At 48.9% G+C, this 22,190-nt stretch carries 23 protein-coding genes, 1 tRNA gene and 1 pseudogene; 15 read left to right on the forward strand and 10 right to left on the reverse strand.

The window, feature by feature from the left end; all coding sequences use genetic code 11:
• Nucleotides 1–17: 17 nt before the first annotated feature.
• The 6 genes from mog to LHF31_RS08815 all read right to left on the reverse strand — a co-directional run bounded on the left by mog (nucleotide 18) and on the right by LHF31_RS08815 (nucleotide 4,542).
• Nucleotides 18–536: a molybdopterin adenylyltransferase gene (gene mog, locus LHF31_RS08790; protein ID WP_298008714.1), complete on the reverse strand. Its 519-nt coding sequence runs from the start codon at nucleotides 534–536 to the stop codon at nucleotides 18–20.
• Entirely contained in the window at nucleotides 529–891 is a 363-nt protein-coding gene (locus LHF31_RS08795; protein WP_298008717.1) for a PleD family two-component system response regulator, read from the reverse strand. The genes mog and LHF31_RS08795 overlap by 8 nt, the downstream gene beginning before the upstream one ends.
• Nucleotides 888–3,494, reverse strand: a complete 2,607-nt coding sequence (lon, locus tag LHF31_RS08800; RefSeq protein ID WP_298008720.1) for an endopeptidase La — start codon at nucleotides 3,492–3,494, stop codon at nucleotides 888–890. The genes LHF31_RS08795 and lon overlap by 4 nt, the downstream gene beginning before the upstream one ends.
• Before the next feature lie 6 nt (nucleotides 3,495–3,500).
• Entirely contained in the window at nucleotides 3,501–3,911 is a 411-nt protein-coding gene (locus tag LHF31_RS08805) for an Hsp20/alpha crystallin family protein (RefSeq protein WP_298008723.1), read from the reverse strand.
• An 11-nt stretch (nucleotides 3,912–3,922) separates the two neighbouring features.
• Nucleotides 3,923–4,441 carry a thiol peroxidase gene (tpx, locus tag LHF31_RS08810; RefSeq protein ID WP_298008726.1) on the reverse strand — a complete coding sequence of 173 codons (519 nt, stop codon included), beginning with the start codon at nucleotides 4,439–4,441 and terminating at the stop codon, nucleotides 3,923–3,925.
• Nucleotides 4,442–4,469: 28 nt separating this feature from the next.
• Nucleotides 4,470–4,542 (reverse strand) — tRNA-Arg (locus LHF31_RS08815).
• Between the two features lie 125 nt (nucleotides 4,543–4,667).
• Here LHF31_RS08815 and LHF31_RS08820 point away from each other — a divergent pair.
• Genes LHF31_RS08820 through hpt form a run of 3 tightly spaced genes read left to right on the forward strand, consistent with a single transcriptional unit; the run spans nucleotide 4,668 to nucleotide 6,198 of the window.
• Nucleotides 4,668–5,264 (forward strand): AAA family ATPase, encoded by a 597-nt coding sequence (locus LHF31_RS08820; RefSeq protein WP_298008728.1) that lies wholly within the window; start codon nucleotides 4,668–4,670, stop codon nucleotides 5,262–5,264.
• Entirely contained in the window at nucleotides 5,254–5,634 is a 381-nt protein-coding gene (locus LHF31_RS08825; protein WP_298008731.1) for a hypothetical protein, read from the forward strand. The genes LHF31_RS08820 and LHF31_RS08825 overlap by 11 nt, the downstream gene beginning before the upstream one ends.
• A 3-nt stretch (nucleotides 5,635–5,637) precedes the next feature.
• On the forward strand, nucleotides 5,638–6,198 hold the full coding sequence (hpt, locus tag LHF31_RS08830; protein WP_298008734.1) for a hypoxanthine phosphoribosyltransferase: 561 nt from the start codon (nucleotides 5,638–5,640) through the stop codon (nucleotides 6,196–6,198).
• Nucleotides 6,199–6,464: 266 nt separating this feature from the next.
• On the opposite strand, the gene LHF31_RS14640 is transcribed toward hpt, so the two are convergent.
• Nucleotides 6,465–7,064, reverse strand: coding sequence for an ArsR family transcriptional regulator (locus LHF31_RS14640; RefSeq protein ID WP_363324787.1), 600 nt, complete (start codon nucleotides 7,062–7,064; stop codon nucleotides 6,465–6,467).
• 112 nt (nucleotides 7,065–7,176) lie between these two features.
• Between LHF31_RS14640 and LHF31_RS08835 the strand changes: the two genes are divergently transcribed.
• From LHF31_RS08835 to LHF31_RS08885, 12 genes and pseudogenes are all read left to right on the forward strand, one after another.
• Nucleotides 7,177–7,830: an NADH-quinone oxidoreductase subunit NuoB gene (locus tag LHF31_RS08835; protein ID WP_333657037.1), complete on the forward strand. Its 654-nt coding sequence runs from the start codon at nucleotides 7,177–7,179 to the stop codon at nucleotides 7,828–7,830.
• Between the two features lie 2 nt (nucleotides 7,831–7,832).
• Nucleotides 7,833–8,261 (forward strand): annotated as a pseudogene (locus LHF31_RS14645) (NADH-quinone oxidoreductase subunit C); the annotation flags it as partial.
• 228 nt (nucleotides 8,262–8,489) lie between these two features.
• Nucleotides 8,490–9,578, forward strand: a complete 1,089-nt coding sequence (locus tag LHF31_RS14650; protein ID WP_363324788.1) for an NADH-quinone oxidoreductase subunit D — start codon at nucleotides 8,490–8,492, stop codon at nucleotides 9,576–9,578.
• Between the two features lie 10 nt (nucleotides 9,579–9,588).
• On the forward strand, nucleotides 9,589–10,200 hold the full coding sequence (locus LHF31_RS08845) for a 4Fe-4S binding protein (RefSeq protein ID WP_298008740.1): 612 nt from the start codon (nucleotides 9,589–9,591) through the stop codon (nucleotides 10,198–10,200).
• A gap of 30 nt (nucleotides 10,201–10,230) precedes the next feature.
• A complete protein-coding gene (locus LHF31_RS08850; RefSeq protein ID WP_298008742.1) occupies nucleotides 10,231–10,575 on the forward strand; it encodes a hypothetical protein in 345 nt (114 codons plus the stop codon).
• A 28-nt stretch (nucleotides 10,576–10,603) separates the two neighbouring features.
• Entirely contained in the window at nucleotides 10,604–11,683 is a 1,080-nt protein-coding gene (locus tag LHF31_RS08855; RefSeq protein WP_303774141.1) for an Mrp/NBP35 family ATP-binding protein, read from the forward strand.
• 2 nt (nucleotides 11,684–11,685) lie between these two features.
• Nucleotides 11,686–12,744, forward strand: coding sequence for a regulatory iron-sulfur-containing complex subunit RicT (locus tag LHF31_RS08860; protein ID WP_298008748.1), 1,059 nt, complete (start codon nucleotides 11,686–11,688; stop codon nucleotides 12,742–12,744).
• A gap of 21 nt (nucleotides 12,745–12,765) precedes the next feature.
• Nucleotides 12,766–13,944: a M20 family metallopeptidase gene (locus LHF31_RS08865; RefSeq protein ID WP_303774142.1), complete on the forward strand. Its 1,179-nt coding sequence runs from the start codon at nucleotides 12,766–12,768 to the stop codon at nucleotides 13,942–13,944.
• Nucleotides 13,932–14,813, forward strand: a complete 882-nt coding sequence (locus tag LHF31_RS08870; protein ID WP_298007595.1) for a helical backbone metal receptor — start codon at nucleotides 13,932–13,934, stop codon at nucleotides 14,811–14,813. Before LHF31_RS08865 ends, LHF31_RS08870 begins: the two co-directional genes overlap by 13 nt.
• 199 nt (nucleotides 14,814–15,012) lie before the next feature.
• Nucleotides 15,013–15,615, forward strand: coding sequence for an FCD domain-containing protein (locus LHF31_RS08875; RefSeq protein ID WP_333657394.1), 603 nt, complete (start codon nucleotides 15,013–15,015; stop codon nucleotides 15,613–15,615).
• Nucleotides 15,616–15,640: 25 nt separating this feature from the next.
• A complete protein-coding gene (locus tag LHF31_RS08880; protein WP_298007599.1) occupies nucleotides 15,641–17,488 on the forward strand; it encodes a 2-oxoacid:acceptor oxidoreductase subunit alpha in 1,848 nt (615 codons plus the stop codon).
• A gap of 2 nt (nucleotides 17,489–17,490) precedes the next feature.
• Nucleotides 17,491–18,531 carry a 2-oxoacid:ferredoxin oxidoreductase subunit beta gene (locus LHF31_RS08885; RefSeq protein WP_298007601.1) on the forward strand — a complete coding sequence of 347 codons (1,041 nt, stop codon included), beginning with the start codon at nucleotides 17,491–17,493 and terminating at the stop codon, nucleotides 18,529–18,531.
• Between the two features lie 58 nt (nucleotides 18,532–18,589).
• Here LHF31_RS08885 and LHF31_RS08890 read toward each other — a convergent pair whose 3' ends face one another.
• The 3 genes from LHF31_RS08890 to rocD all read right to left on the reverse strand — a co-directional run bounded on the left by LHF31_RS08890 (nucleotide 18,590) and on the right by rocD (nucleotide 22,186).
• Nucleotides 18,590–19,447: a sulfurtransferase gene (locus LHF31_RS08890; protein ID WP_298007603.1), complete on the reverse strand. Its 858-nt coding sequence runs from the start codon at nucleotides 19,445–19,447 to the stop codon at nucleotides 18,590–18,592.
• Between the two features lies 1 nt (nucleotide 19,448).
• Nucleotides 19,449–20,921 carry a pyruvate kinase gene (pyk, locus tag LHF31_RS08895; RefSeq protein ID WP_298007605.1) on the reverse strand — a complete coding sequence of 491 codons (1,473 nt, stop codon included), beginning with the start codon at nucleotides 20,919–20,921 and terminating at the stop codon, nucleotides 19,449–19,451.
• A 62-nt stretch (nucleotides 20,922–20,983) separates the two neighbouring features.
• On the reverse strand, nucleotides 20,984–22,186 hold the full coding sequence (gene rocD, locus LHF31_RS08900) for an ornithine--oxo-acid transaminase (RefSeq protein ID WP_298007607.1): 1,203 nt from the start codon (nucleotides 22,184–22,186) through the stop codon (nucleotides 20,984–20,986).
• Between the last annotated feature and the right edge of the window lie 4 nt (nucleotides 22,187–22,190).

The following is a 22,190-nucleotide window of genomic DNA, read 5'->3' on the forward strand; positions in this document are numbered from 1 at the left end:
AATCCTCCTTTTATATATCAGGATGAAGAAAGGGTATGTCCCTTTTCTGCATCTGGACTTTCCTGAAGTAATTCTACAGCATGAGGAATAACAGCGGCAACGGTTTGTAGATTCTCAACGGCTGCTTTTGGACTTCCGGGTAAGTTGATGATGAGGGTGCGTTTTCGGATTCCTGCAATTGCCCGGGAAAGCATGGCGTGAGGGGTTATTTGCAGGCTTTTCTGTCGCATGGCTTCAGCAATTCCGGGAGCCTCGCGCTCAAGAATAGCGCGGGTTGCCTCAGGAGTCACGTCTCTTGGAGCAAATCCAGTCCCACCTGTGGTTAAAACCAGGTCAGTTTTACCAGAATCGCATGCCTGGATTAACCAGTTGGAAATCATCTCTTTTTCATCCGGAACCAGTCCAGTTTGCACCACATTCCAGCCCAATTGTTGAATGGCTTTAACCAGCGCTGGACCGGATAAATCTTCTCTTTCTCCCCGAAAGGATCGGTCAGAGATGGTAAGGATACTGACGCGAATGCCTGGATTACTCATGGGGCTGAACCTGGTGAATCAAACTCAGCAGGTCATCGGGCATATAAGGCTTGAGCAGGAATGCATCTGCTCCGGCTTCAAGACATTCCTCTTTAAGATATTGTCCGGAAGTCATGATGACGCGGATATTTCTGGTTACGGGATTTTGTCTTATCTCTTTGACAATTTCAGTGCCGTTCTTATCCCTCAAGTAGTAGTCCAGAATCAGTAGTTCGGGCATTTCTCTCTGAATTTGCGAGAGGGTATCGCTCTCAGAAATACCATCCCAGATAATGACTTGATGATGATCCAGTTCCAGCAAGGTTTTCAAAATAGCCTGCATGGTTCGATCATCATCCACCAGCATGATTTTCATGGTTGCTTTTTTTTCCCTTTCCGCGGCTTTTTCTGTTGAGGTGTTTCTTCTGACACTTTCCCGGCTGGTTCAAGCGCCGTTTCCAGTACTTCGTCTATTTCATCAACCAGCACAAACTGCATGCTCTTCTTAACCTCTTCAGGTAATTTTTCCAGATCCGGTTGATTCAATTTGGGAAGGATGACAGTTTTCAATCCCGCTCGATGCGCTGCCAGAACCTTTTCTTTAATTCCCCCCACGGGAAGAATTTGCCCTCGCAAGGTGATTTCTCCTGTCATTCCAATATCCGATTTGACCGGACGGTTGGTCAATAAAGAAACCAGAGCAGTTGCAATGGTTACGCCTGCAGAGGGACCATCCTTGGGTTGGGCGCCTGCCGGTACATGGACGTGAATATCCGATTTTTCAAAGAAGTCCACCGGAATCTGATATTTTTCTGCTCTCGCCCGGACTAAGGAAAGAGCGGCACGTGCCGATTCTTGCATGACATTTCCAATGGATCCGGTGACTATGAACCCTTTGGCTCCGGGCATTCGGGTGGCTTCAACGAATAAAATATCCCCCCCTACCGGCGTCCACGCCAATCCGATGGCAACCCCCGGTTGTGAGGTGCGGATATTAATCTCGTCGTTGGTACGATAGCGCGGTTGCCCGAGCAATTCGCGGACAATCTCCGGGGTAATTTCGGGAGATACCTGCTTTTGCTCTGTGATGCGTGTGGCGATCTTCCGCAAGACGCTGCCAATCTCCCGCTCAAGGTTTCTTACCCCCGCCTCCCGCGTGTAAGTGCGAATGATGGTTCGCAGGGCTTCATCTGAAAATCTGGCTTCATCTGGCTTCAAACCGTTTTCTTTCAACTGGCGAGGAACCAGATATTGTTTTGCAATTTCTACTTTTTCCCCTTCTGTGTATCCCGAGATGCTGATGATCTCCATGCGGTCAAGCAAAGGGGGAGGAATGGTTTCTAACTGGTTGGCGGTGGTAATGAACATTACCTGGGAAAGGTCAAAGCCCACTTCAATGTAATTATCTCGGAAATCATTGTTTTGCTCGGGGTCAAGCACTTCCAGAAGAGCCGAGGCTGGATCTCCGCGAAAATCAGTGCCGAGTTTATCAATTTCATCCAGCATAAAAACCGGGTTTCGGGATTCTACCCGCCGAAGTGCCTGAATGATTCTTCCAGGCATGGCACCAATGTATGTTCGTCGGTGACCGCGAATCTCGGCTTCATCCCGCACGCCGCCCAGAGAGATGCGGACGAATTTTCTTCCCAGTGCTCTCGCAATGGATTGTCCCAGTGAGGTTTTTCCAACCCCCGGTGGACCCACAAAGCACAAAATGACCCCTTCGCGTTGTTTGCGAATAAAATCGGTAGGGGGAGTTTCTTCAGCCGTTCCGGTCTGACGTTCAAGTCTGAGTTTCCGAACGGCTAAAAATTCCAGAATACGCTCTTTTACGTCTTCCAGACCGTAATGGTCTGCTTCCAGAACTTTTCGGGCGTGAGGAATATCCAGATTATCCTGGGTCAGTTTCGACCAGGGGAGCGAAACCAGCCAGTCCAGATAGGTTCGGATAACCCCGTATTCCGCTGCCGCCGTGGGAAGCCGGGACAACCGGTCAAGTTCTCGGCGGGCTTGTTTGTAGGCTTCCTCAGGCATTCCAGCCGACTCGATTTTTTGACGAAATTCTTCCACTTCAGCGGCCTGTTCATCCATTTCGCCCAGTTCGCGTTGAATGGCTTTCATCTGTTCCCGCAGGAAATACTCCCGCTGAACCTTTTCAATTTCCGAACGGGCTTCATTCTGGATTTTTTGCCCGAGTTCAAGCACCTCAATTTCCCGGGTGAGGATTGTGGTCAGTTTCTTTAACTTCTCAGTGACTGAATTGAGTTCCAGGATGGCTTCCGCATCTTCCAGATCCATTCGCTGGAAGTTGGCGATGGTGTAGACCGTGAGCAATGGATCTTCGATGGCTTCAATGGATGCTACCAGTTCTCTCGGAAATGAGGGGATCAATTCCGCAATCCGTTTAAACTGATCCCTGGCGTTTCGAGCAAGGGCTTCAACTTCAAGGCCCTCTTCAACTGTTTCGGGAGCCAGTTCGATATTGGCTCTCAGGTATGGCTCAATCTGGGTAAAGTCTTTCAGGATAAACCGATGAATGCCCTGTACCAGCAGGCGAATGGTGCCGTCGGGGACGCGGAACATTCGGTGAACAACTGCAACGGTGCCATATGAATACAGGTCTTCCGGTCCCGGATTATCCAGTTCGGGATTTTTTGAGGTGACCAGCCCGATGAGTTTTTCCCCAATCACAACATCATCTACCAGTCGAATGGATCGGGGTTGACCGATGGTCAGGGGAACGGCAATTTGGGGATAAACCACCAGCCCGCGCAGTGGCAGGATGGGTAAATTGCTGGGAATGGGGGCACCCGTTGAGGAATTTTCGCCTTCTGGCTCTTCGTTTGATGGGTCGATTTTATGCTGTTCGGTCATGAACTCCAGAATTAAATCCGCAAAATTTTCTTTGATTTGATTTTCTTCGTCTTCCATCCACTTGATGAGTTCGAGAGGCGTTGAGTTCCATCGTGATGCGGGCATAGATTTTTACTCAATTCGAATATGTTTTACAGCAAGTTTGGGCAAACGAATCAGCAAAAAACCATTTTGGTATTCTGCGGTTGCCTGTGAGGGATCGACCGGACCCGGCAATTCAACGGCGGAGAAGAAATCGCCAAAGTTCACTTCCATCTGATGGTAAATTCTCTGACCGGGGATGTCCGGACGGGTACCCTGAATGATCAGGGTTTGCTGGTCCAGACTGATTTCGAAATGTTTCTCGTCCATACCGGCAATTTCCACTCGCACCAGATAGGCATCTTCCACTTCCAGCAAATCGGTGGGGGGGCGCCAGATATGCGAACGTCCTGTGACCCGCCAGTTTACAATGAGATAGTCGGGTTTATCGGAATTGAATACGTTTTTTAAGTAGGAGGGACGCATGGCAACTGTAATCATAGAACACCTCTTTATAAAGCGGCACGTGCCGCTTCGAGAACTTGTTCGTAATTGGGTTCATCTCCCAGCGCTGCCATGTACTCTGCATAGGTTACTTTGTCATTGCGATCTACAACAAAGACTGCACGCCGTAGGATCCGGTATTCCTTCATCAGACATCCGTAGCGTGTGCCAAATTCAACTTCCCGATGATCGGATACTACCAGAACCTGATCAATTCCGGCTGCGCCGCACCAGCGTTTCTGGGTGAATGGCAAATCGGCAGAAATGACAATGATAACAATATCTTTACTCAGTTTGGCGGCTTCTTCATTGAAACGTCTGGTTTCGCGGTCACAAACTGAGGTTTCAAGAGACGGAACGGCGGCAATGACCCGTACTTTTCCTTTTGTACTTTCCAGTACAGCAATATATTCCCAGTTTTGAGTGACTGCATGAAATTCAGGGGCGATTTGTCCGGGAAGGATGTCTTCACCAATAACAGGGGTATCCTTCCCTTGAAACTTGATCAACCCGTACCGTTCTTTCATTGTTCCTCCCTGGAAGACCGGAGAAAGGCGCCCCTGGAGAGATTCGAACTCTCAGCCAACTGCTTAGAAGGCAGGTGCTCTGTCCATTGAGCTACAGGGGCACACCATTTTATTTGATTTTACCATGAAAAATTTTCGCCGTTTGACATCAGTACAAAAAAACTATCCCGTTTCCAGAAGAATATTTCATGAATCTGTTTCCCTTCACTATTTGTATAATAAATTTATGAATGCAATCACAATCTCTCGGCAAATGGGGGCTTGGGGCAGGAAGGTGGCGGAAGCCACTGCTGAGTTATTAGGGTATAAGTTGGTCTGGCGAGAGGTGATCAATCAGGCAGCGTTGAGGGCGGGAGTTCCTGAAGTCGCTCTGGCGGCAATTGATGAATTTGGCTTTATGGGCATAAAACCCAGAGAAGAAGATTTGCAGGCGTATCATCGTGCTGTACGTCAAATCATGGAAGAACTGGTGAGGGAGGGCAGGGTGGTGATTATTGGCAGAGCGGGGCAGTGCATTTTGGCAGATAATCCCCGTGTTTTTCACATACGCGTCATTGCTCCCATAGAGGTAAGGATTTCCCGGGTTGCAGAAGAGCAAAAAATGCCCCCGGAGCAGGCAAGAATCCTGATTGAACGCAGTGATCGTTTCAGGCAGGATTATCTGAAACGGTTTTATCACGCCAATATTGATGATCCGACCCTGTATGATCTGGTGTTGAACACGCATCGCATTGATATCAGATGTGCAGCGCATTTGATTGAATCCTTAGTCAGAAACCATGAGGCTGAATCGTCTCCCGGAGATTTTCACCTTGGACTCTGAAAAAAAATCGCCCCAATTTGTTCATCCAATTGAAGAGGTTTTTGCGCGGATTCTGGATTTCTATGGAATCCAGTGGGAATACGAGCCGCGAACTTTCCCGTTGAAATGGGATGACGAGGGGAATGTGCTTGAAGCCTTTACACCAGATTTCTATCTACCAGAACAAAATTTGTTTGTTGAGTTGACTACGCTTCGCCCAAGGTTAACCACCAGGAAAAATCGCAAATTAAAACGGTTAAAGGAACTGTATCCTGAAATCAATATCAAACTTTTTAAGAGAAGAGAATTGAGAAATATGATGTTGCGATTTGGACTGCGCGAAGAAGTGGAGAGAATCATTGGAACGGATGCACAGGAGATGGATGAATAACCTATGGAAAGAGAAACATGGTTAAAAGATATTCAGGAAGTCCTGTTCACTGAGGAGCAGATTCGAGAGCGAGTGAAAGAACTGGCGCGTCAAATCTCGGTAGACTATCAGGATAAAAATCCTATCCTGATAGGGGTTCTTAAGGGGGTGATGTGCTTTTTACCGGACTTAATTCGTGAAATGAGCATTCCTGTAGAAGTGGATTTTATTGCGGTATCCAGTTATTCGACTGAATCGCGAGATAAGGGAGTGGTTCGCGTCGTCAAGGATTTAGATCTGCCATTGATGGATCGGCATGTCTTGTTTGTGGAGGATGTAGTTGATACCGGTTTGACCCTTCATTACTTGCTACGGAACCTGCGAGCACGCAATCCGGCAAGTTTAGAGGTATGTACCCTCTTAAATAAAAATCCCCGCAGACTGGTAAATATTCCCATCCGTTACATAGGTTTTGAAGTGCCTGATTACTTTGTGGTGGGATACGGGCTGGATTTTAATGAGCAGTATAGAAACCTGCCGTATATCGGGATTTTGAAGCCTTCGATCTTGTTTGGGAAAGATTAAAAAGTAAGGGGCCTCAAGTAACCCGTCCAGCCTTCTCTTCAAATTTGCCTAGTCTTTTACTCTAGTTTTGTTCACTGCGGTACCGCTGTGCATCCGGTCCGCTCCCAAAACCTAATCGGTTTATGACTGAGGCTTTTTAGAGTGCTTATCGAATTTCTTGAGGCTCCCTTTATCCGAAGGATTTTTCCTTCGGCATTTTCATCTTAAACGATAAAAGATTAAAATTCAAGATGGTTAAGATTAGAAAATTCGCTTTTGCCCATTCGCTATTTTTTTGGGAGAAAGATACAGGAGATTTCTGTGCCTTGATGCATGCATTGATGTTGTCCGTAGGAAATTCCTGTCAGCCGTTCGAGCATCTTTTGATCGAACGCACATATCTGTGGATGGTGTTTCCATAAAGAGGCGTATGGGCAACTTCGGAGGATGATCCTGGGACCGTTCTGGGTTGCTTCCCACCGGGGGGCGTAATGAAGTTTCTCTAAAACTTCCATAGCACGACGAAGTTTTGTGGGCAGGGGGTATGCTGGACTTTCGGGAAAGATCTGCCCGGCAAGGCTTTCCCAGATGTGAGGTTCAGGGCATTGAGGCACAATTTGTTTGAGAATACCCAGTATCAACATTTCTGTATTCTCCGGGTGATTTGTGGGAGCAAGGCGGTATCTTTGGGGGGGGCGCCCAACTTTACCGGGCGAATTTAAACCCGGAGGAATTTCTTCAATCCGATTTTCTTGCAAGAGAATCTTTAAATGATACCTTATGTCGACAGGTGAAAGCCCTGTGTGGCTGGAAATTTCCCTTGCAGTCAGAACAGGTGATTTTAAAAACAGGTTCAGAATTTTTTCTCTGGTTGTGGAATCAGCCATAGAGACATTATAACGCAATTTAATAAAATAATTTTTATTAAATTATCCTGCTTGACACTCCCCAGTATCCTGTTTACAATGAACAAAGATGCCCGATACAATGGAGTAGGTTATGGCAAATGAAGATCTGCAAATTCCCGGTTATGAAATCCCCCCCGAAATGCAGGGACAGGTCGCGGTAACAACCCTGGACCGTATTTACAACTGGGGGAGAAAAAATTCTCTCTGGCCCATGATGTTTGGTCTGGCTTGTTGTGCCATTGAAATGATCGCCACTGCCGCATCACGTTTTGATTTCGCTCGTTTTGGGATGGAAGTTATGCGCCCCAGTCCCCGTCAGGCGGATGTGATGATTGTCTCAGGCACGGTGACGAAAAAAATGGTGCCCCAAATTGTGCGTCTGTATAATCAGATGCCTGAGCCGAAGTATGTGGTGGCAATGGGAGCATGTGCTTCCGGAGGCGGTCCGTTTAAAGAAGGGTACAACGTGGTCTCCGGAATTGACAAGTTCATCCCCGTAGATGTGTACATCCCGGGATGTCCGCCTACCCCGCAGGCGCTTATCAATGGATTAATGATGTTGCAGAAGAAGGTCGAACGGGAATCGTTACGCACTGCGCGCTGGTATTCTCGTGAACCTGCACCAGCAATTCCTGTGCCGGTTTTAGGACCCGACCTCATGGATCCGCGTCGTTACGATGAAATCCGGGCTTATACCCTGAGCAAACGAAACCAGCAAACGACTGAAGAGCAGACGGAGGCGTAATCATGGCTGAGTCTCCCGTTGTAGGAACCCAACTCAATTTGTTGGATCATTTTCCGGAATGGCTGAAAAAAGATGAGCGTCCGGGTTTTGAGGGCTACATTGTACCTGCTGAGCATCTCCTGGAATTTGCCCATGCCCTCCGGGACCGTTTTGGCTATGATTTGCTTTCCAGCGTCACCGGGGTAGATTACCTCCCTGAAGGAAAGATGGAGGTGGTTTACCACGCTTTGCAAACTACCGGCGGACCGGTCCTGAACTTCAAAGTACAGGTGGATCGCCAGAATCCTGTGGTGCCCTCTGTGGTATCCATCTGGCCCGGTGCAGATTTTCAAGAGCGAGAAGCTTGGGATTTGCTGGGTATCCGTTTTGAAGGGCATCCGGATCTGAGGCGCATTCTCATGTGGGAAGGGTTTGCCGGGCATCCGCTTCGGAAGGACTGGAAAGAGCCGTATTTTGAAGAAGAAGCAAAGCCCTATAAGAGCCGCTGGCCAGAGGGTCATGTTCAACGGGCAGAAGACCGTCATCCATTACACGATAACGTAGATTATCCTGCGGGGTTTGATCCAGATTCGTGGTCTCCAGAAACGGCTGATGATGTCCTCTATAAAACTTATCAATCCATAATGGAAGGGTCAGATTCCGAACTTCATACCGACCGAATGATTGTGAACCTTGGCCCTCAGCACCCTTCCACTCATGGCGTTTTTCGTATGGTGGTTGTGCTGGATGGCGAAACCGTTGTGGATGTAAAACCAGTCTTCGGGTATCTTCATCGCAACCATGAAAAAATTGGTGAGCGCTGTACGTGGTTGCAAATCATGCCGTTTACCGATCGCCTGGATTATATTTCGTCCATGAGCAACAACTTTGGATACGCTCTGGCGGTGGAACGGTTGATGGGAATTAAGCCCCCCGAACGGGCGGAATATATCCGCGTGATGATGGCTGAACTGACCAGAATTGTGAGCCATCTGATTTCGATTGGATTCCTTCTAAACGATTTAGGGGCTTATTTTACTCCGTCGTTATATGCGCTCGAGGAACGTGAACTGATTCTGGATATCTTTGAAGCCGTATCGGGTTCCCGCATGATGTGCAATTACTTCCGGTTCGGCGGGGTGGCGCGTGACCTCCCTGAGGGAGTGTTGGATAAAGTTAAAGAGCTGGTCTTTGAACGCCTGCCGCGGAAGATTGATGAATTTGACCGTTACCTGACGCGCAATGAAATTGTCAGAGTTCGCACGGAAGGCGTTGGAGTTTTGACGGCGGAACAGGCTATTGCGCTTTCGGCAACCGGACCCATTCTGAGAGCCTCTGGCGTTCCATATGATATTCGTCGCGCTGACCCGTATAGCATTTATGACCGTTTTGATTTTGATGTGGTGGTCCGTTACCATGGCGATGTTTACGACCGCTATCTCGTACGTCTGGAAGAAATTCGCCAGAGTATCCGTATTCTCCAACAGGTGGTGAGGGATATTCCCGAAGGACCGGTTCAGACAGGCAAACCGCAATGGCAGGTTCGAGTTCCTGCTGGCGAATCCTATGGCAGAGTGGAAGGCCCAAAGGGTGAACTGGGGTATTACATCGTTTCTAACGGAAAACCCAATCCATGGCGATACCATGTCCGGGCGCCTTCATTTGTCAACCTTACCAGTCTGGCACAAATGGCGCGCGGTGGTAAAGTTGCCGATATTGTGGTTATTTTAGGTTCGATTGATATTGTGCTGGGCGAAGTGGATCGCTAGGAGGATTTTCATGAACGGACTGGGCATCGTTCGAGGTCTCTGGGTGACCTTTAAACATTTCATCCTTACCTACATTGAGGACATTCGTACAGGCAAACGGCGATATTATTCTCCAGAAGGGATCCTGGCTCGTACAAAGGGGGATGTCCAGGGAGCCTTTACCATTCAGTATCCCGAAGAAAAATATCCTGTTCCAGAGGAATTTCGCTATATCCCCTTCCTGGTTTATGAGGAAGGGGAAAATGGGCAAAAGAATTATCGCTGTACTTCCTGTGGAATTTGTGCAAAAGTTTGCCCTCCTCAGTGTATCTGGATTGTGCGCACCAATGATCTCAACACGGGAAAGCCCATTCCCGCACCGGCTGAATTTTACATTGATGTAGATATCTGCATGAATTGCGGCTTGTGCGCAGAATATTGTCCCTTTGATGCCATCAAAATGGATCATGATTATGAGATTGCCTCATACAATCGCTTTACCGACCATATCTTCAACAAAGAAAGATTGGGAAAACCGCTGAGTTACTACGCACAGATTCGACCGCAGAACTTTGCCCGCGAAGAAGCCGCCCGAAAAGCAGAAATGGAAGCAAAGGCTGCCCGAAAAGCCGCAACTGCGTGATACAATTTCAGGAAAACAGGCAGGTGGTGGATGTATAATCCAGATACAGATTTGCTTTTCCCCTTGAGGGTGGTTCCTCAACTTCGCTCGTTAAGAGGAAGCGAGTGGGCAAAATTGATTGATGAAATTCAATCCGAAAAGGCAAGTCTGGCGGAACAGGCAGCATTTGTTTTATTAATGGTGAAATTGAGCGGCTGCGGTACATGTAATGCTGATTCTTTCAGGGCAATGCGAGGATGTACGGCTTGCTCACGTCAGGTTGTACGCAGATACCGGGGTAGCGATACAGAACTGGTTGAGCAGTACCGGTTTTTAGTGACTGAGGTTCAGCAATTTATAAGCGCTCAAGAATCTAACGGTATAGACTCTTTTTGATGAAAAGATTGTCTTATAGGAGAACATGATGAGCAGTGTTGTTACCAGAGAAGCGGTTTTACAGGCTCTCAGTCAGGTTCAGGAACCTGAATTACACAAAGATTTGGTCACTCTCGACATGATCAAGGATGTTGAGATTGATGGTGATAAGGTTCGTTTTCGCATTGTGCTGACTACACCGGCTTGTCCTCTGAAGAGCCGTATTGAAAATGAAGCACGGAACGCGGTTTTATCCATCCCCGGTGTCAGGGAGGTAGAAGTGGTGTTGGATGCCCGGGTTCCTTCTGATGGGCGAAATCGGGGGGTGCTCTCTCTACCCGTTCATAATGTTGTGGCTGTGGCGTCGGGCAAAGGTGGTGTGGGTAAAAGCACTGTTGCGGTCAACCTGGCAGTCAGTCTGGCACAATCGGGTGCCCGGGTCGGGTTACTGGATGCCGATATTTATGGTCCCAACATTCCCACGATGATGGGGGTTCAGCGCTTGCCTCCCCAAAATGGTCAAAAGTTGATCCCTGCTGAAGCCTACGGAGTACAGATCATGTCCATTGGTTTCCTGGTGAAACCTGGACAGCCTTTAATCTGGCGTGGTCCCATGCTTCATTCAGCCATTCGGCAATTCCTGGCAGATGTGGCGTGGAATGAACTGGATTATATGATTATTGATCTGCCTCCAGGAACAGGGGATGCGCAGTTGAGCCTTGCGCAGTCTGTCCCGTTGAGCGGCGGATTGATTGTTACCTTGCCCCAACGAGTTTCCCAGGAAGACGCCATGCGCGGTTTGCAAATGTTCCGCGAATTGAATGTCCCTGTACTGGGAGTGGTGGAAAATATGAGTTACCTGGAACTCCCCGATGGAACGAAGATGGACATCTTCGGTTCGGGTGGCGGAGAGGAATTGGCGCGTGCTGCCGAAGTTCCCTTCTTAGGGGCGATTCCTATGGATCCAACGGTGCGAGTTGGCGGAGACCAGGGGGTACCGGTAGTTATCTCTGCTCCGGATTCAGCACCTGCACGTGCCTTGACTGCTATTGCTCAAAAAGTTGCCGCCAGTTTGAGCGTTGCCGCCTTATCTACGCCGGGAGCCATCTCAATTGATGTGATTGATTAATCATGAACGGCATGCTTCCTGTTCTGGTCGGTGTACGTTTCTCGAAAGTCGGGAAAATCTATCATTTTGACGCCACGTTAGTTCCAGATGTGGAAGTGGGGGATTCTGTTGTCGTTGAAACTGCAAGAGGACTTCAGATTGGTACCGTTGCGCAAATTTTCCCAACCCCCGAGGAAATACCTGAAGGTCTTAAGAGGGTAGAACGCAAGGCCACCCCCCAGGATTTACTTATTCGTCAGGAATGGCAGGCAAAGGAAGCCGAAGTCGTCTCGGTGTGCAAGGCGAGAGCGCGCGAACTGGGGCTTTCGGGTGTCAAAATTGTTGCGGCAGAATACAGTTTTGATGGCACCAAACTGGCTATTCTCTTCAGTACAGAAACGGATGAGCGAGTGGATTTAAAGTCCCTTCGGCAGGATATGCAAAAGCAATATGCTCCCGCTCAGGTAGAATTGCGTCAAATCGGTCCCCGTGATGTTGCCAAGTTGCTGGGAGGTATGGGCGCCTGTGGTTTGGAATCCCGGTGCTGTTCCCAATTCCTGTGTGAGTTCAGTTCCATTTCGATTCGAATGGCAAAGGAACAGGGGATTTCTCTGACCCCCTCAGAAATTACCGGGATGTGCGGAAGGCTTCGGTGTTGTCTCATCTATGAATTTCAGCAGTATGCTGAGGCACGCGCTCGACTTCCAAAGCGTAACAAGCGGGTGGTTACCCCGGATGGAGAGGGTAAGGTTGTGGATGTAGTCCCATTGAAGGGAGCGGTCATTGTGGAACTGCCGGATGGCGTCAAGAGGGAATATCCGGGAGAGAAAATCTCGCTGGTTGGTGAACCTCTGCCACAGAGCGCTACCCCGGTGACCATTTCAGCAGAAGAACCTGAACCCGCTGACCTGGTAGAGGAAGAATCGGGCGGGGAGTGGGAAGAAGGAGAAGGGCTTGTGGACGAGGAGCAGGAATTAGAAACTCTTCCACAAGAGTCACCTGAACAAACACAGAGGGATCAAGCCCGAACGCGACGTGGTGGCAGGTTTCGGAGGAAGCCGAAAAAGAAACCCAGGCAGTAATTCTCAACCTGAAGGAGGATCATGGAAGCCTTACGACAAGACGCACAGCGTTTAGCCCCGGAACTCGTGGCAGTCCGCCGGGATCTTCACCGTCATCCTGAATTAGGGTTTCAGGAAGTTCGTACTGCCGGGGTGGTTGCCAAAACGCTTACCGGGCTGGGATTGGAAGTCACGACCGGGGTTGCCAAAACCGGGGTGGTAGCCTTGCTGGAAACTGGCAAACCAGGTCCTACGATTCTGGTTCGTTTTGATATGGATGCCCTCCCCATTCAGGAACAGAATACTGTTGATTATGCTTCCCAGACTCCCGGGGTCATGCATGCCTGCGGTCACGATGCTCATGTGGCAATTGGACTGGGGGTCGCCAGACTTCTGTCTGCTCATCGGGAAGAACTTCGCGGGCGGGTGAAATTCATGTTCCAGCCCGCCGAAGAAGGTTTGGGCGGCGCAGAGAAGATGATTCAGGAAGGGGTTCTGGAGAATCCACGTCCCGATTACGCATTGTCCATGCACGTATGGAACGAAAAACCGGTTGGGTGGGTAGGTATCAAATCGGGTGCGCTTATGGCAGGTGCGGATAGTTTCCGCATTTTGATTGAAGGCAAGGGAGGACACGGCGCTATTCCTCATCAGACTGCCGATCCGGTATATGCAATGGCGCAAATCATCACGGCTTTGCAGTCCATTGTGTCCCGCAATGTTTCTCCTCTGGAAACCGCGGTTATCTCAGTGGGCAGTGTCAGAGCCGGGGAGGCTCATAATATTATTCCGCAAACGGCTGAAATTTTAGGCACGGTTCGCACCTACTCAGACGAGGTGCGTGAATTGGTATTAAACCGTTTATGCACGATTGCAGAGGGTGTGGCGCAATCTTTGGGGTGTCGAGCGACGGTAAAAATCAACGATGTAACTCCGGCTGTTATCAATGACAAAAAAGTAGCCCAGATCGTTCAAAGTGCTGCTGCGAAAGTGTTGCCTGAAATGACGAATGATACTTCCTGTCAGACTATGGCATCGGAAGACATGGCATACGTGTTACGGGAAATTCCCGGTTGTTATTTCTTTGTCGGATCTGCTAATCCTGAAAAAGGACTTTCTTTTGCTCATCACCATCCACGGTTTGATATTGACGAAGAAGTCCTCTGGCGCTCTGTGGCAATCATGTCTGCGGCAGTGATGGAACTGGTATGGAGCGAATAAACTTTTCTCTAGACCATGTTCTTTCTCAATTACTTCGCCCGCCCCGGCGAGTGGTATCTCTGGTTCCCTCATATACCGAAAGTTTGTTTGAATTAGGATTTGGTTCTTCGGTGGTGGGGATTACAGATTATTGTGTTCATCCATCTGAACATTTGAAGAATATTCCTCGCGTAGGGGGTCCAAAAAACGCCCGCATTGAGGCGATTCTTTCGCTAGAGCCGGACCTTCTCCTGGCTAATCCTGAAGAAAACAGCGCCGATGTGGTCTTGGCTTTATCGGGAAAGGGTATTCCCGTGTGGGTGAGTTTTCCCCAGACAGTCCAGGAGGCTATCCAGTTTCTATGGGGGCTGGTGGATTTGTACCGGGATAAACAGGCAGGGTTGAAGGTGCGTATCCTTGAGCAAAGTTGGGAGTTTGCGCGTCAGGTTGCTGATACTCTTCCGCGATTCCGGTATTTTTGCCCGATCTGGGAAGAACAAATCGGTGAAGAAACCCGGTGGATGACCTTCAATAATCATACCTACTCAGCGGATTTGCTCGCTTTATTTGGCGGGGAAAACCTGTTTGGTTCCAAAGAAAAAGAAATTCCGGCAGAGAACAAGCGTGTTCACGATCTTCGCTACCCGAACGTCACTCTGGCAGAGGTAATTGCGGGTCAGCCCGAAGTTATTCTTCTTCCCGATGAGCCTTTTGCATTTGATTCAGGTTCGGTTGATCGGTTTTTTAAAGTATTTCAGGACACCCCGGCTGGGAAGAACCGCCACATTTACCTCATCCCCGGGAATTTGATTTTCTGGTATGGAGTGCGTTTAGGGAAAGCCCTAACCGAACTACCCGACCTATTATCCCCTCTCTACCAGCAAAGTTAATAATCTGGTTGCATAAAGGTTTGATCTCAGAACCAGTTGACTGAGAGATCCTCTTATGGTATGATTTAATCAGATTAATCTGATTAATTAGAGCAATTCCATGATTTTGCCAGAGCGCCAAAACTTAACCTTTCTCAGTCCCTTTTTAAAGTATCTTGCCACAATACAAAAAGAGGGGGATTCTCTGCCCCCTTTGACCGTGATTAGCGAACAACTGGGAATCAGTCTGGCTTCCCTTCGAGAACAACTCGAGGTGGCAAGGGCATTGGGACTGGTTGAAGTGCGTCCCAGAGTGGGTATACGTATTCTCCCTTATTCCTTAAAACCTGCTTTGCTTCAGAGCGCCGGCTTTGCCATTCAAATGGATGAAGCGTACTTTTCCCAGTTTTCGGACTTGAGGAAGCAGGTGGAAACGGGTTTCTGGTATCAGGGCGTTAGAAGTATGAGTCCCGCAGATCGCCAGTTGCTGTTAACACTGGTGGAAAGAGCCGAAGAAAAATTAAACGGTACTTCTCCACAGATTCCTCATGAAGAGCATCGTGAACTGCATTTGAGCATGTACCGTAAACTGAATAACCCGTTTGTAATGGGGGTTTTGGAAGCCTACTGGGATCTGTACGAGGCGGTCGGTCTGGCTTATTACACCGATATGACGTATTTATGCAGGGTTTGGAATTATCATCGCCGCATGGTTGAAGCCATTCTCAATGATGATCTCGATCTGGGATTCCAATTATTGATTGAACATGCAGGGCTGTTGACCGAACGTCAGCGACCTGATGTTGTACCTCGATTTGAGTGATCAATTGATCCAAAAAGGAGTTTTTATGCCCCTCACAGAACAGATTGAATCGGTTTTATCCTCACACCTCCAGTCGGAAGTGATTAATGATTTTGCCATTACCTTTTGCACGGTGAATGGCTCAGGGAGTGCTACTGCCAACCTTACTGTCATGCGTGCCCTGTTTAAGATGGGTATCCCGGTTTCGGGTAAAAACATATTCCCGTCGAATATTCAGGGGTTGCCCACGTGGTATACCATTCGGGTAAGCAAAGATGGTTATATTGGACGGGTTGAAAAAGATCATATCATTGTGGCGATGAACCCTGCCACTTTTTTGAAAGACCTCGAATTTCTGGTGCCCGGTGGAGTCGTGTTGTACAACGAGGATATTAAAACTCCCCCAACCCGTGATGACCTGATTTATTATCCCATGCCCGTCAAGCAACTGATTAAAACAGTGGAGGTTCCCTCTCAGTTGCGTGATTTTATCTCCAACATGGTTTATGTTGGGGTATTGTCCTACATCCTGGATATCGATTTGAATGCAGTACATTCAGCATTGGACTTTCACTTTAAGGGCAAAAAGACCCCTGTGGAAAGCAACATGGCGGTCATTCAGAATGCCTATAACTGGGCAAAGGAAAATATCCAGAAGAGAGATCCCTATAAAGTGGCTCCAATGGAAAAGACAAAAGGGAAACTCCTCTCGGATGGCAACACGGCGGCTGCTTTAGGGAGTATTTATGGCGGTGTGCAGTTTGTTTCCTGGTATCCCATCACCCCGGCTTCTTCCCTTCCAGAGGCTTTAATTGAATACATTCCCAAACTCCGCACCGATCCTGAAACGGGAAAGCAAAATTACGTTATTGTACAGGCAGAGGACGAGATTGCTGCCATTGGTATGCTGGTAGGTGCAGGTTGGGCTGGTCTGCGATCAATGACCGCGACTGCTGGACCCGGATTAAGTCTGATGAGCGAATACATGGGGCTGGCGTACTTCGCCGAGGTCCCGCTGGTGATTTGGGACGTTCAACGCGTGGGACCCAGCACTGGCTTACCCACGCGCACGGCTCAAGGGGATATTACCGAAGTTTATTTCATGAGCCATGGAGACACTCAGTTCATCCAGTTGTTCCCCGGCAATATTAACGAGTGCTTTGAATTTGGCTGGAAAGCGTTTGATATTGCGGAGCGTTTACAAATGCCAGTGGTGGTCATGAGCGATCTGGATTTGGGGATGAATAACTGGATGTGCGATCCTTTTGAATATCCTCAAACGCCGATGGATCGGGGCAAAATCTTGTGGGAACAGGATCTTGAAGAAATCCTCCAGAAAAATGGCGGAAAGTGGGGAAGATATCTGGATATTGACGGCGATGCTATCCCTTATCGCACCGTTCCGGGAAATCTGCATCCAAAGAGCGCTTATTTTGCCCGTGGAACAGGACACGATGAATTTGCAGGATATTCCGAAGATCCAGAAGTCTGGGAACGGGTACTGGACCGGTTAGCCAGGAAATGGGAAACTGCAAAGCAGTATGTGCCCGATAGCGTGCATTACCCCAGGGGAGGCGAAGGTATTGGTATTCTTGCCGTGGGCTCCACCGAAGCGGCAATTCTGGAAGCGTTGGACCTGCTTGAGAAGGAAGGAATCAAGGCAGATTACCTCAGAATACGTGCCTTCCCGCTGAAAGAGGATGTGGAGAAATTCATCCGATCTCACCAGCGTATTTATGTAGTTGAAATGAATCGAGATGGTCAATTGCGCCAGATTTTGATGATGAATTACCCGGAGCATGCCGGAAAGTTTGTCAAAGTTGCTCGAATCAACGGCTTGCCATTAAGCGCTCGATGGATTAAGGATGAAATTCTGACTCAGGAAAGGAAATAACCATGGCAGACATTCAGGCTCTTAATGCAATAGGGCTTTCGCGAACCGATTATCGCGGTTTACCTTCTACTTTGTGTCAGGGCTGTGGACATAATGCAGTTTCCAATCAAATTATCCAGGCTATGTACGAAATGAACATCCAGCCAGAGAAGATTGTCAAGTTCTCGGGCATTGGTTGTTCCAGTAAAAGCCCTGCGTATTTCCTCGGACGTTCATTTGCGTTCAACGGTGTGCATGGACGTATGCCTTCTCTGGCAACCGGCGCGTTGTTTGCAGATACTTCCCTGTACGGGATGGGTGTGAGTGGAGACGGCGATACAGCCAGCATTGGCATGGGACAGTTTAAACACGTCATCCGGCGCAATTTACCCATGGTGTATATTGTGGAAAACAACGGCGTGTATGGGTTGACCAAGGGACAATTTTCTGCGACCGCAGAAAAAGGACTAACCCTCAAGCACGAAGGCACCAACCTGTTTTTACCGGTGGATATTTGTCTGGAAGCCCTGGCTTCCAATGCCACGTTTGTGGCGCGCGGGTTTGCAGGGGACCCCAAACAACTCAAGGAATTGCTCAAAGCGGCTATCAAGCATCGCGGGACGGCTGTACTGGACATCATCAGTCCCTGTGTCACTTTTAACAATAAAGATGATACGATACACTCTTATGCTTTTGGGAAAGAGCGCGAAGTGCGTTTGCACGATTTGATTTTTGTCCCAGCGCGTGACCAGTTAACCATTGAGGATTTTGAAGAGGGAACTGTCCGCGATGTTGAACTGTATGACGGCTCGATCATCACCTTGCGCAAACTGGAACGGGATTATGACCCAACCAGCCGCAGTGAGGCTTTCCGCATTTTGGAAGAGGCTCGTGAACGGCGAGAATTGATCACCGGGTTGATTTATGTTGAGCCGGATGCTCCTTCGATCTTTGATTTGTATCAGTTACCGGAAAAGCCTTTGAACCGGATGACCGAAGAAGAACTCCGACCGGCTTCCCACACCCTGAAGGACGTTCATTCGTGGTTGTTTAACAATCTCTGATTGAGATGACATTTATGAAGAAGCCGTGCGAGCGACTTTTCGCCGCACGGCTTTTTTTTCATGGTTGGTTGCCTCGACGGATGGGACGCTTGGGATCGCGAATCCACTCGCTCCATGAACCCGCGTATAATCGTGCCATCCCCAGCCCGGCTATGGACATTGCCAGAAGATGATGACAGGACGTTACGCCAGATCCGCAGTACACAACAGTGTGATCTATGGGTGTTTCTCCAAGAAGTCGTAGAAATTGATCGCGTAAAGTGTCCGGCGGTAGAAATGTACCATCGGGTTGCAGGTTAAGCCCATGAAAACGATTTATTGCCCCGGGAATATGTCCGGCTACCGGGTCAATCGGCTCTTCTTCTCCCGCATAGCGTTGCGGTGCCCGGGCATCAATGATTTTCCATCCGTTTTTCCCAAGGATTGCCATCATTTCTTCAGTGGAAATGAGCCAGCCGCTTTTGGGGGTAAGGAATGGCTTTCCGCTGGAAGGAGGGGGAACCTCTGCCGAGACCCGGCGGTTTTCGCGTACCCATTTGTCCCAGCCGCCATCCAGAACGCACACCGTCTCATTTCCCCAGTATCGAAGCATCCACCACAGACGGGCGGCATAGGCGCCGCCATTCTGGTCGTACACCACAACCAGAGATTGAGGTGAGATTCCCCATGTAGACAATCGTTTTGCAAAGGTTTCCGGTTCTGGAAGAGGATGTCGTCCAGTCTGTGGCGTGCGTACTCCACTTAAGTCTTCATCCAGATGAGCGTAGAATGCGCCGGGAATATGGGACTCCCGGTATTGTTCTCTGCCCCATTCGGTTTGAAACAGGTCAAACCGGCAATCCACAATGACCAGATTGGAGTCATTCAGAAGTTGTTCAAGTTCATCGGTTTGGATCAGGTCTTGAACGACGGTCATATTATTTTCCGGATTGAGGACTGGTATAGGTCTCGCCGAGGGTGTGAAGCAGGCAGAAATTGGGCTGTCTCATGGCGCCTACCGGTAAGCCAGAAATCAAAACAATTTGTTCCCCTTTATGAAATCCCAGTTTGCCCAGCAACATCTCTTCAACAATTTGCAACATGCTCTCCACAGAATAGGCAAAAGGTACGTAATAGGCGCTGACTCCCCAAAACAGCCCTAATTTTTGCAGAGTTTCCTGAACGGGTGTAAAAGCCAGAATAGGGACGATAGGACGAGATTTTGAGGTGAATAAAGCCGTCCTGCCCGTTTCAGTAAACACGATAATGGCTTTCACGTCTCGATCATGGGCAAGTTCCCGTGCTGCCCACGTGATGGACAGAGCATCGCTTTGCACCGCCTCGCGGGGCAAATCTTTATAGTGCCCCCACATGGAATAATTGGTCTCGGCATCTTCAACAATGGAAGCCATGGTACGAATCGCCTCAACCGGATACTTCCCTGCGGCAGTTTCAGCCGAGAGCATGACTGCATCTGTTCCATCAAAGACAGCATTGGCAATGTCAGAAGCCTCAGCACGTGTCGGACGGGGGTTGTAAATCATGCTTTCCAGCATCTGCGTGGCGGTAATCACAATTTTGGCGTGACGGTTAGCCAGGTAAATGATTTCTTTCTGCAACGTGGGAACTTCGGCAAGGGACATTTCTACCCCTAAATCGCCGCGGGCAACCATAACGCCATCTGCCTCGTGAATGATTTCATGCAGGTTCTGGATGGCTTCGGGAAGTTCGATTTTGGCGATGACCAGGGGAGCAGAGCATTTTCCACTGCATTGTGAATCAATGGCGTTCTTAACGGCTCGGATGTCATCGGCTGTTCGGACAAAAGACATGGCAACCACATCTACACCATGTTCGAGCCCGAAAATGAGGTCAGCCCGGTCTTTCTCTGTAAATCCGTCAATTCCCAGGTTGGCTTCCGGGAGATTGACACCTTTCTGAGAGCGCAGGTTTCCCCCGTTGATGACCTCACAGATGATGTAATCTGCAGAAACTTCACGAACTTTGAGTTCTAAATTCCCATCATCCATCAAAACCCGGTTACCTTCATGGACGCTGGATTCCAGATTGGGTACATCCATAGGAATGATTTTAACGGAGGAAGGAATATCAGGGAGCGTTTTCTTCGAGGTCAGGGCAATCACTTCACCGGGATTGAGATCAATGCCATTTTCAGGTAAGACTCCTACCCTTAATTTGGGACCCTGTAAATCCTGCAGAATGGTGATTTCCTTTCCCAGTTCTTTGGAAATCTGTCGAATGGTTTGAATGCGTCGGGCATGTTGTTCATGTGTACCGTGAGAGAAATTCAAACGGGCGACATCCATTCCGGCTTCTGCCATTGCACGGATCGTCTCTGCGTTTTCGCTTGCAGGACCTAAAGTGGCAATAATTTTGACTCGTCTATTCAAGTTCGCCTCCCGTTTTTTATAAAAATTATACCGCCGCTCCGGTTCCGGAGCGGCGGTGATTTTCAGAGACTGGTCAGGACGTCGCGGATCTTGGGGAGTGCCCAGTCAATGGTAGAACGGTCTATGATTAGAGGAGGAGCAAACCGGATGACGTGCATATGGGTTTCTTTTGCCAGAATACCCTGAGTCTTTAAGGCTTCACAGAACCGGCGGGCGCCTCCGGCTTCGGGTTTTAACTCAACCCCGATCAACAAGCCTTTTCCGCGGACCTCTTTGATGTGTTTGCTGGGAATTTCTGACAGTTGTTCAATGAAGTACTCGCCCTGAACCGCAGCATTTTCAATCAGGTTTTCTTCCTGTAAAACTCGAATGGCAGCCCGGGCAATTGCCGCGGCAAGCGGGTTTCCTCCAAATGTGGAGCCATGTTCGCCGGGCTGGAATAACCCCATGAGTGGCTCATCTGCAAGGACGGCAGAAACCGGATAAAAACCTCCGGAAAGGGCTTTGCCAACCACGACCATGTCTGGACGCACATTTTCATGCTGGCAGGCAAATAATTTACCGGTGCGCCCTAACCCGGTTTGAATTTCATCGGCGATGAAAAGCACCTGATGTTTCTGGCAGATCTCAGCCACCTGTTTCAAATAACCCGATGGAGGGATTATTACACCGGCTTCCCCTTGAATCGGCTCAATGAGAATAGCGGCAGTATTCGGTGTGATTGCCTTTTCAAGGGCTTCCACATCGCCGTATGGAACCACGACAAAGCCGGGAGTGAATGGACCAAAGGGCTCTTTGTAGGCGGGTTCGGTAGAAAACGAAATGATTGTGGTTGTGCGACCGTGGAAGTTACCGCTGGCAACGATAATCTCTGCCTGGTATTTGGGAACTTTCTTGACCTCGTATGCCCACTTGCGCGCCAGTTTAATGGCAGTTTCAACAGCCTCTGCCCCGCTATTCATCGGAAGAGACATGTCATAACCGGTCAGTTCAGAAAGTTCTTTATACAGGAGGGGTAACTGGTCGTTTCGAAACGCTCGAGAGGTCAGGGTTACCCGGGAGGCTTGTTCGACCATTGCCTGCAGGATTTTGGGGTGCACATGCCCCTGGTTCAAGGCGGAATAAGCAGACAAACAGTCCAGATATTGATTACCTTCTACATCATATACCCAGACTCCCTGTGCCCGTTCAATGACCACGTCCAGGGGATGATAGTTGTGTGCGCCGTGTTTTTCTTCCAGTTCAATGAAATATTGAGATTTCATAGAT

This window comes from Anaerolinea thermophila (genome assembly GCF_020723905.1).
In the GTDB taxonomy this organism is placed as follows: Bacteria; Chloroflexota; Anaerolineae; order Anaerolineales; family Anaerolineaceae; genus Anaerolinea; species Anaerolinea thermophila_A.

Coding starts and splice junctions, on each gene's coding strand:
- lon (WP_298008720.1), bottom strand. CDS start 3,494: ATGCCCGCATCACGATGGAACTCAACGCCTCTCGAACTCATCAAGTGG.
- LHF31_RS08885 (WP_298007601.1), top strand. CDS start 17,491: ATGGCAGACATTCAGGCTCTTAATGCAATAGGGCTTTCGCGAACCGAT.
- LHF31_RS08835 (WP_333657037.1), top strand. CDS start 7,177: ATGGCAAATGAAGATCTGCAAATTCCCGGTTATGAAATCCCCCCCGAA.
- mog (WP_298008714.1), bottom strand. CDS start 536: ATGAGTAATCCAGGCATTCGCGTCAGTATCCTTACCATCTCTGACCGA.
- rocD (WP_298007607.1), bottom strand. CDS start 22,186: ATGAAATCTCAATATTTCATTGAACTGGAAGAAAAACACGGCGCACAC.
- LHF31_RS08890 (WP_298007603.1), bottom strand. CDS start 19,447: ATGACCGTCGTTCAAGACCTGATCCAAACCGATGAACTTGAACAACTT.
- LHF31_RS08850 (WP_298008742.1), top strand. CDS start 10,231: ATGTATAATCCAGATACAGATTTGCTTTTCCCCTTGAGGGTGGTTCCT.
- LHF31_RS08855 (WP_303774141.1), top strand. CDS start 10,604: ATGAGCAGTGTTGTTACCAGAGAAGCGGTTTTACAGGCTCTCAGTCAG.
- LHF31_RS14640 (WP_363324787.1), bottom strand. CDS start 7,064: ATGGCTGATTCCACAACCAGAGAAAAAATTCTGAACCTGTTTTTAAAA.
- LHF31_RS08870 (WP_298007595.1), top strand. CDS start 13,932: ATGGAGCGAATAAACTTTTCTCTAGACCATGTTCTTTCTCAATTACTT.
- LHF31_RS08865 (WP_303774142.1), top strand. CDS start 12,766: ATGGAAGCCTTACGACAAGACGCACAGCGTTTAGCCCCGGAACTCGTG.
- LHF31_RS08805 (WP_298008723.1), bottom strand. CDS start 3,911: ATGATTACAGTTGCCATGCGTCCCTCCTACTTAAAAAACGTATTCAAT.
- LHF31_RS08845 (WP_298008740.1), top strand. CDS start 9,589: ATGAACGGACTGGGCATCGTTCGAGGTCTCTGGGTGACCTTTAAACAT.
- hpt (WP_298008734.1), top strand. CDS start 5,638: ATGGAAAGAGAAACATGGTTAAAAGATATTCAGGAAGTCCTGTTCACT.
- LHF31_RS14650 (WP_363324788.1), top strand. CDS start 8,490: ATGATTGTGAACCTTGGCCCTCAGCACCCTTCCACTCATGGCGTTTTT.
- LHF31_RS08860 (WP_298008748.1), top strand. CDS start 11,686: ATGAACGGCATGCTTCCTGTTCTGGTCGGTGTACGTTTCTCGAAAGTC.
- LHF31_RS08795 (WP_298008717.1), bottom strand. CDS start 891: ATGAAAATCATGCTGGTGGATGATGATCGAACCATGCAGGCTATTTTG.
- LHF31_RS08820 (WP_298008728.1), top strand. CDS start 4,668: ATGAATGCAATCACAATCTCTCGGCAAATGGGGGCTTGGGGCAGGAAG.
- tpx (WP_298008726.1), bottom strand. CDS start 4,441: ATGAAAGAACGGTACGGGTTGATCAAGTTTCAAGGGAAGGATACCCCT.
- LHF31_RS08880 (WP_298007599.1), top strand. CDS start 15,641: ATGCCCCTCACAGAACAGATTGAATCGGTTTTATCCTCACACCTCCAG.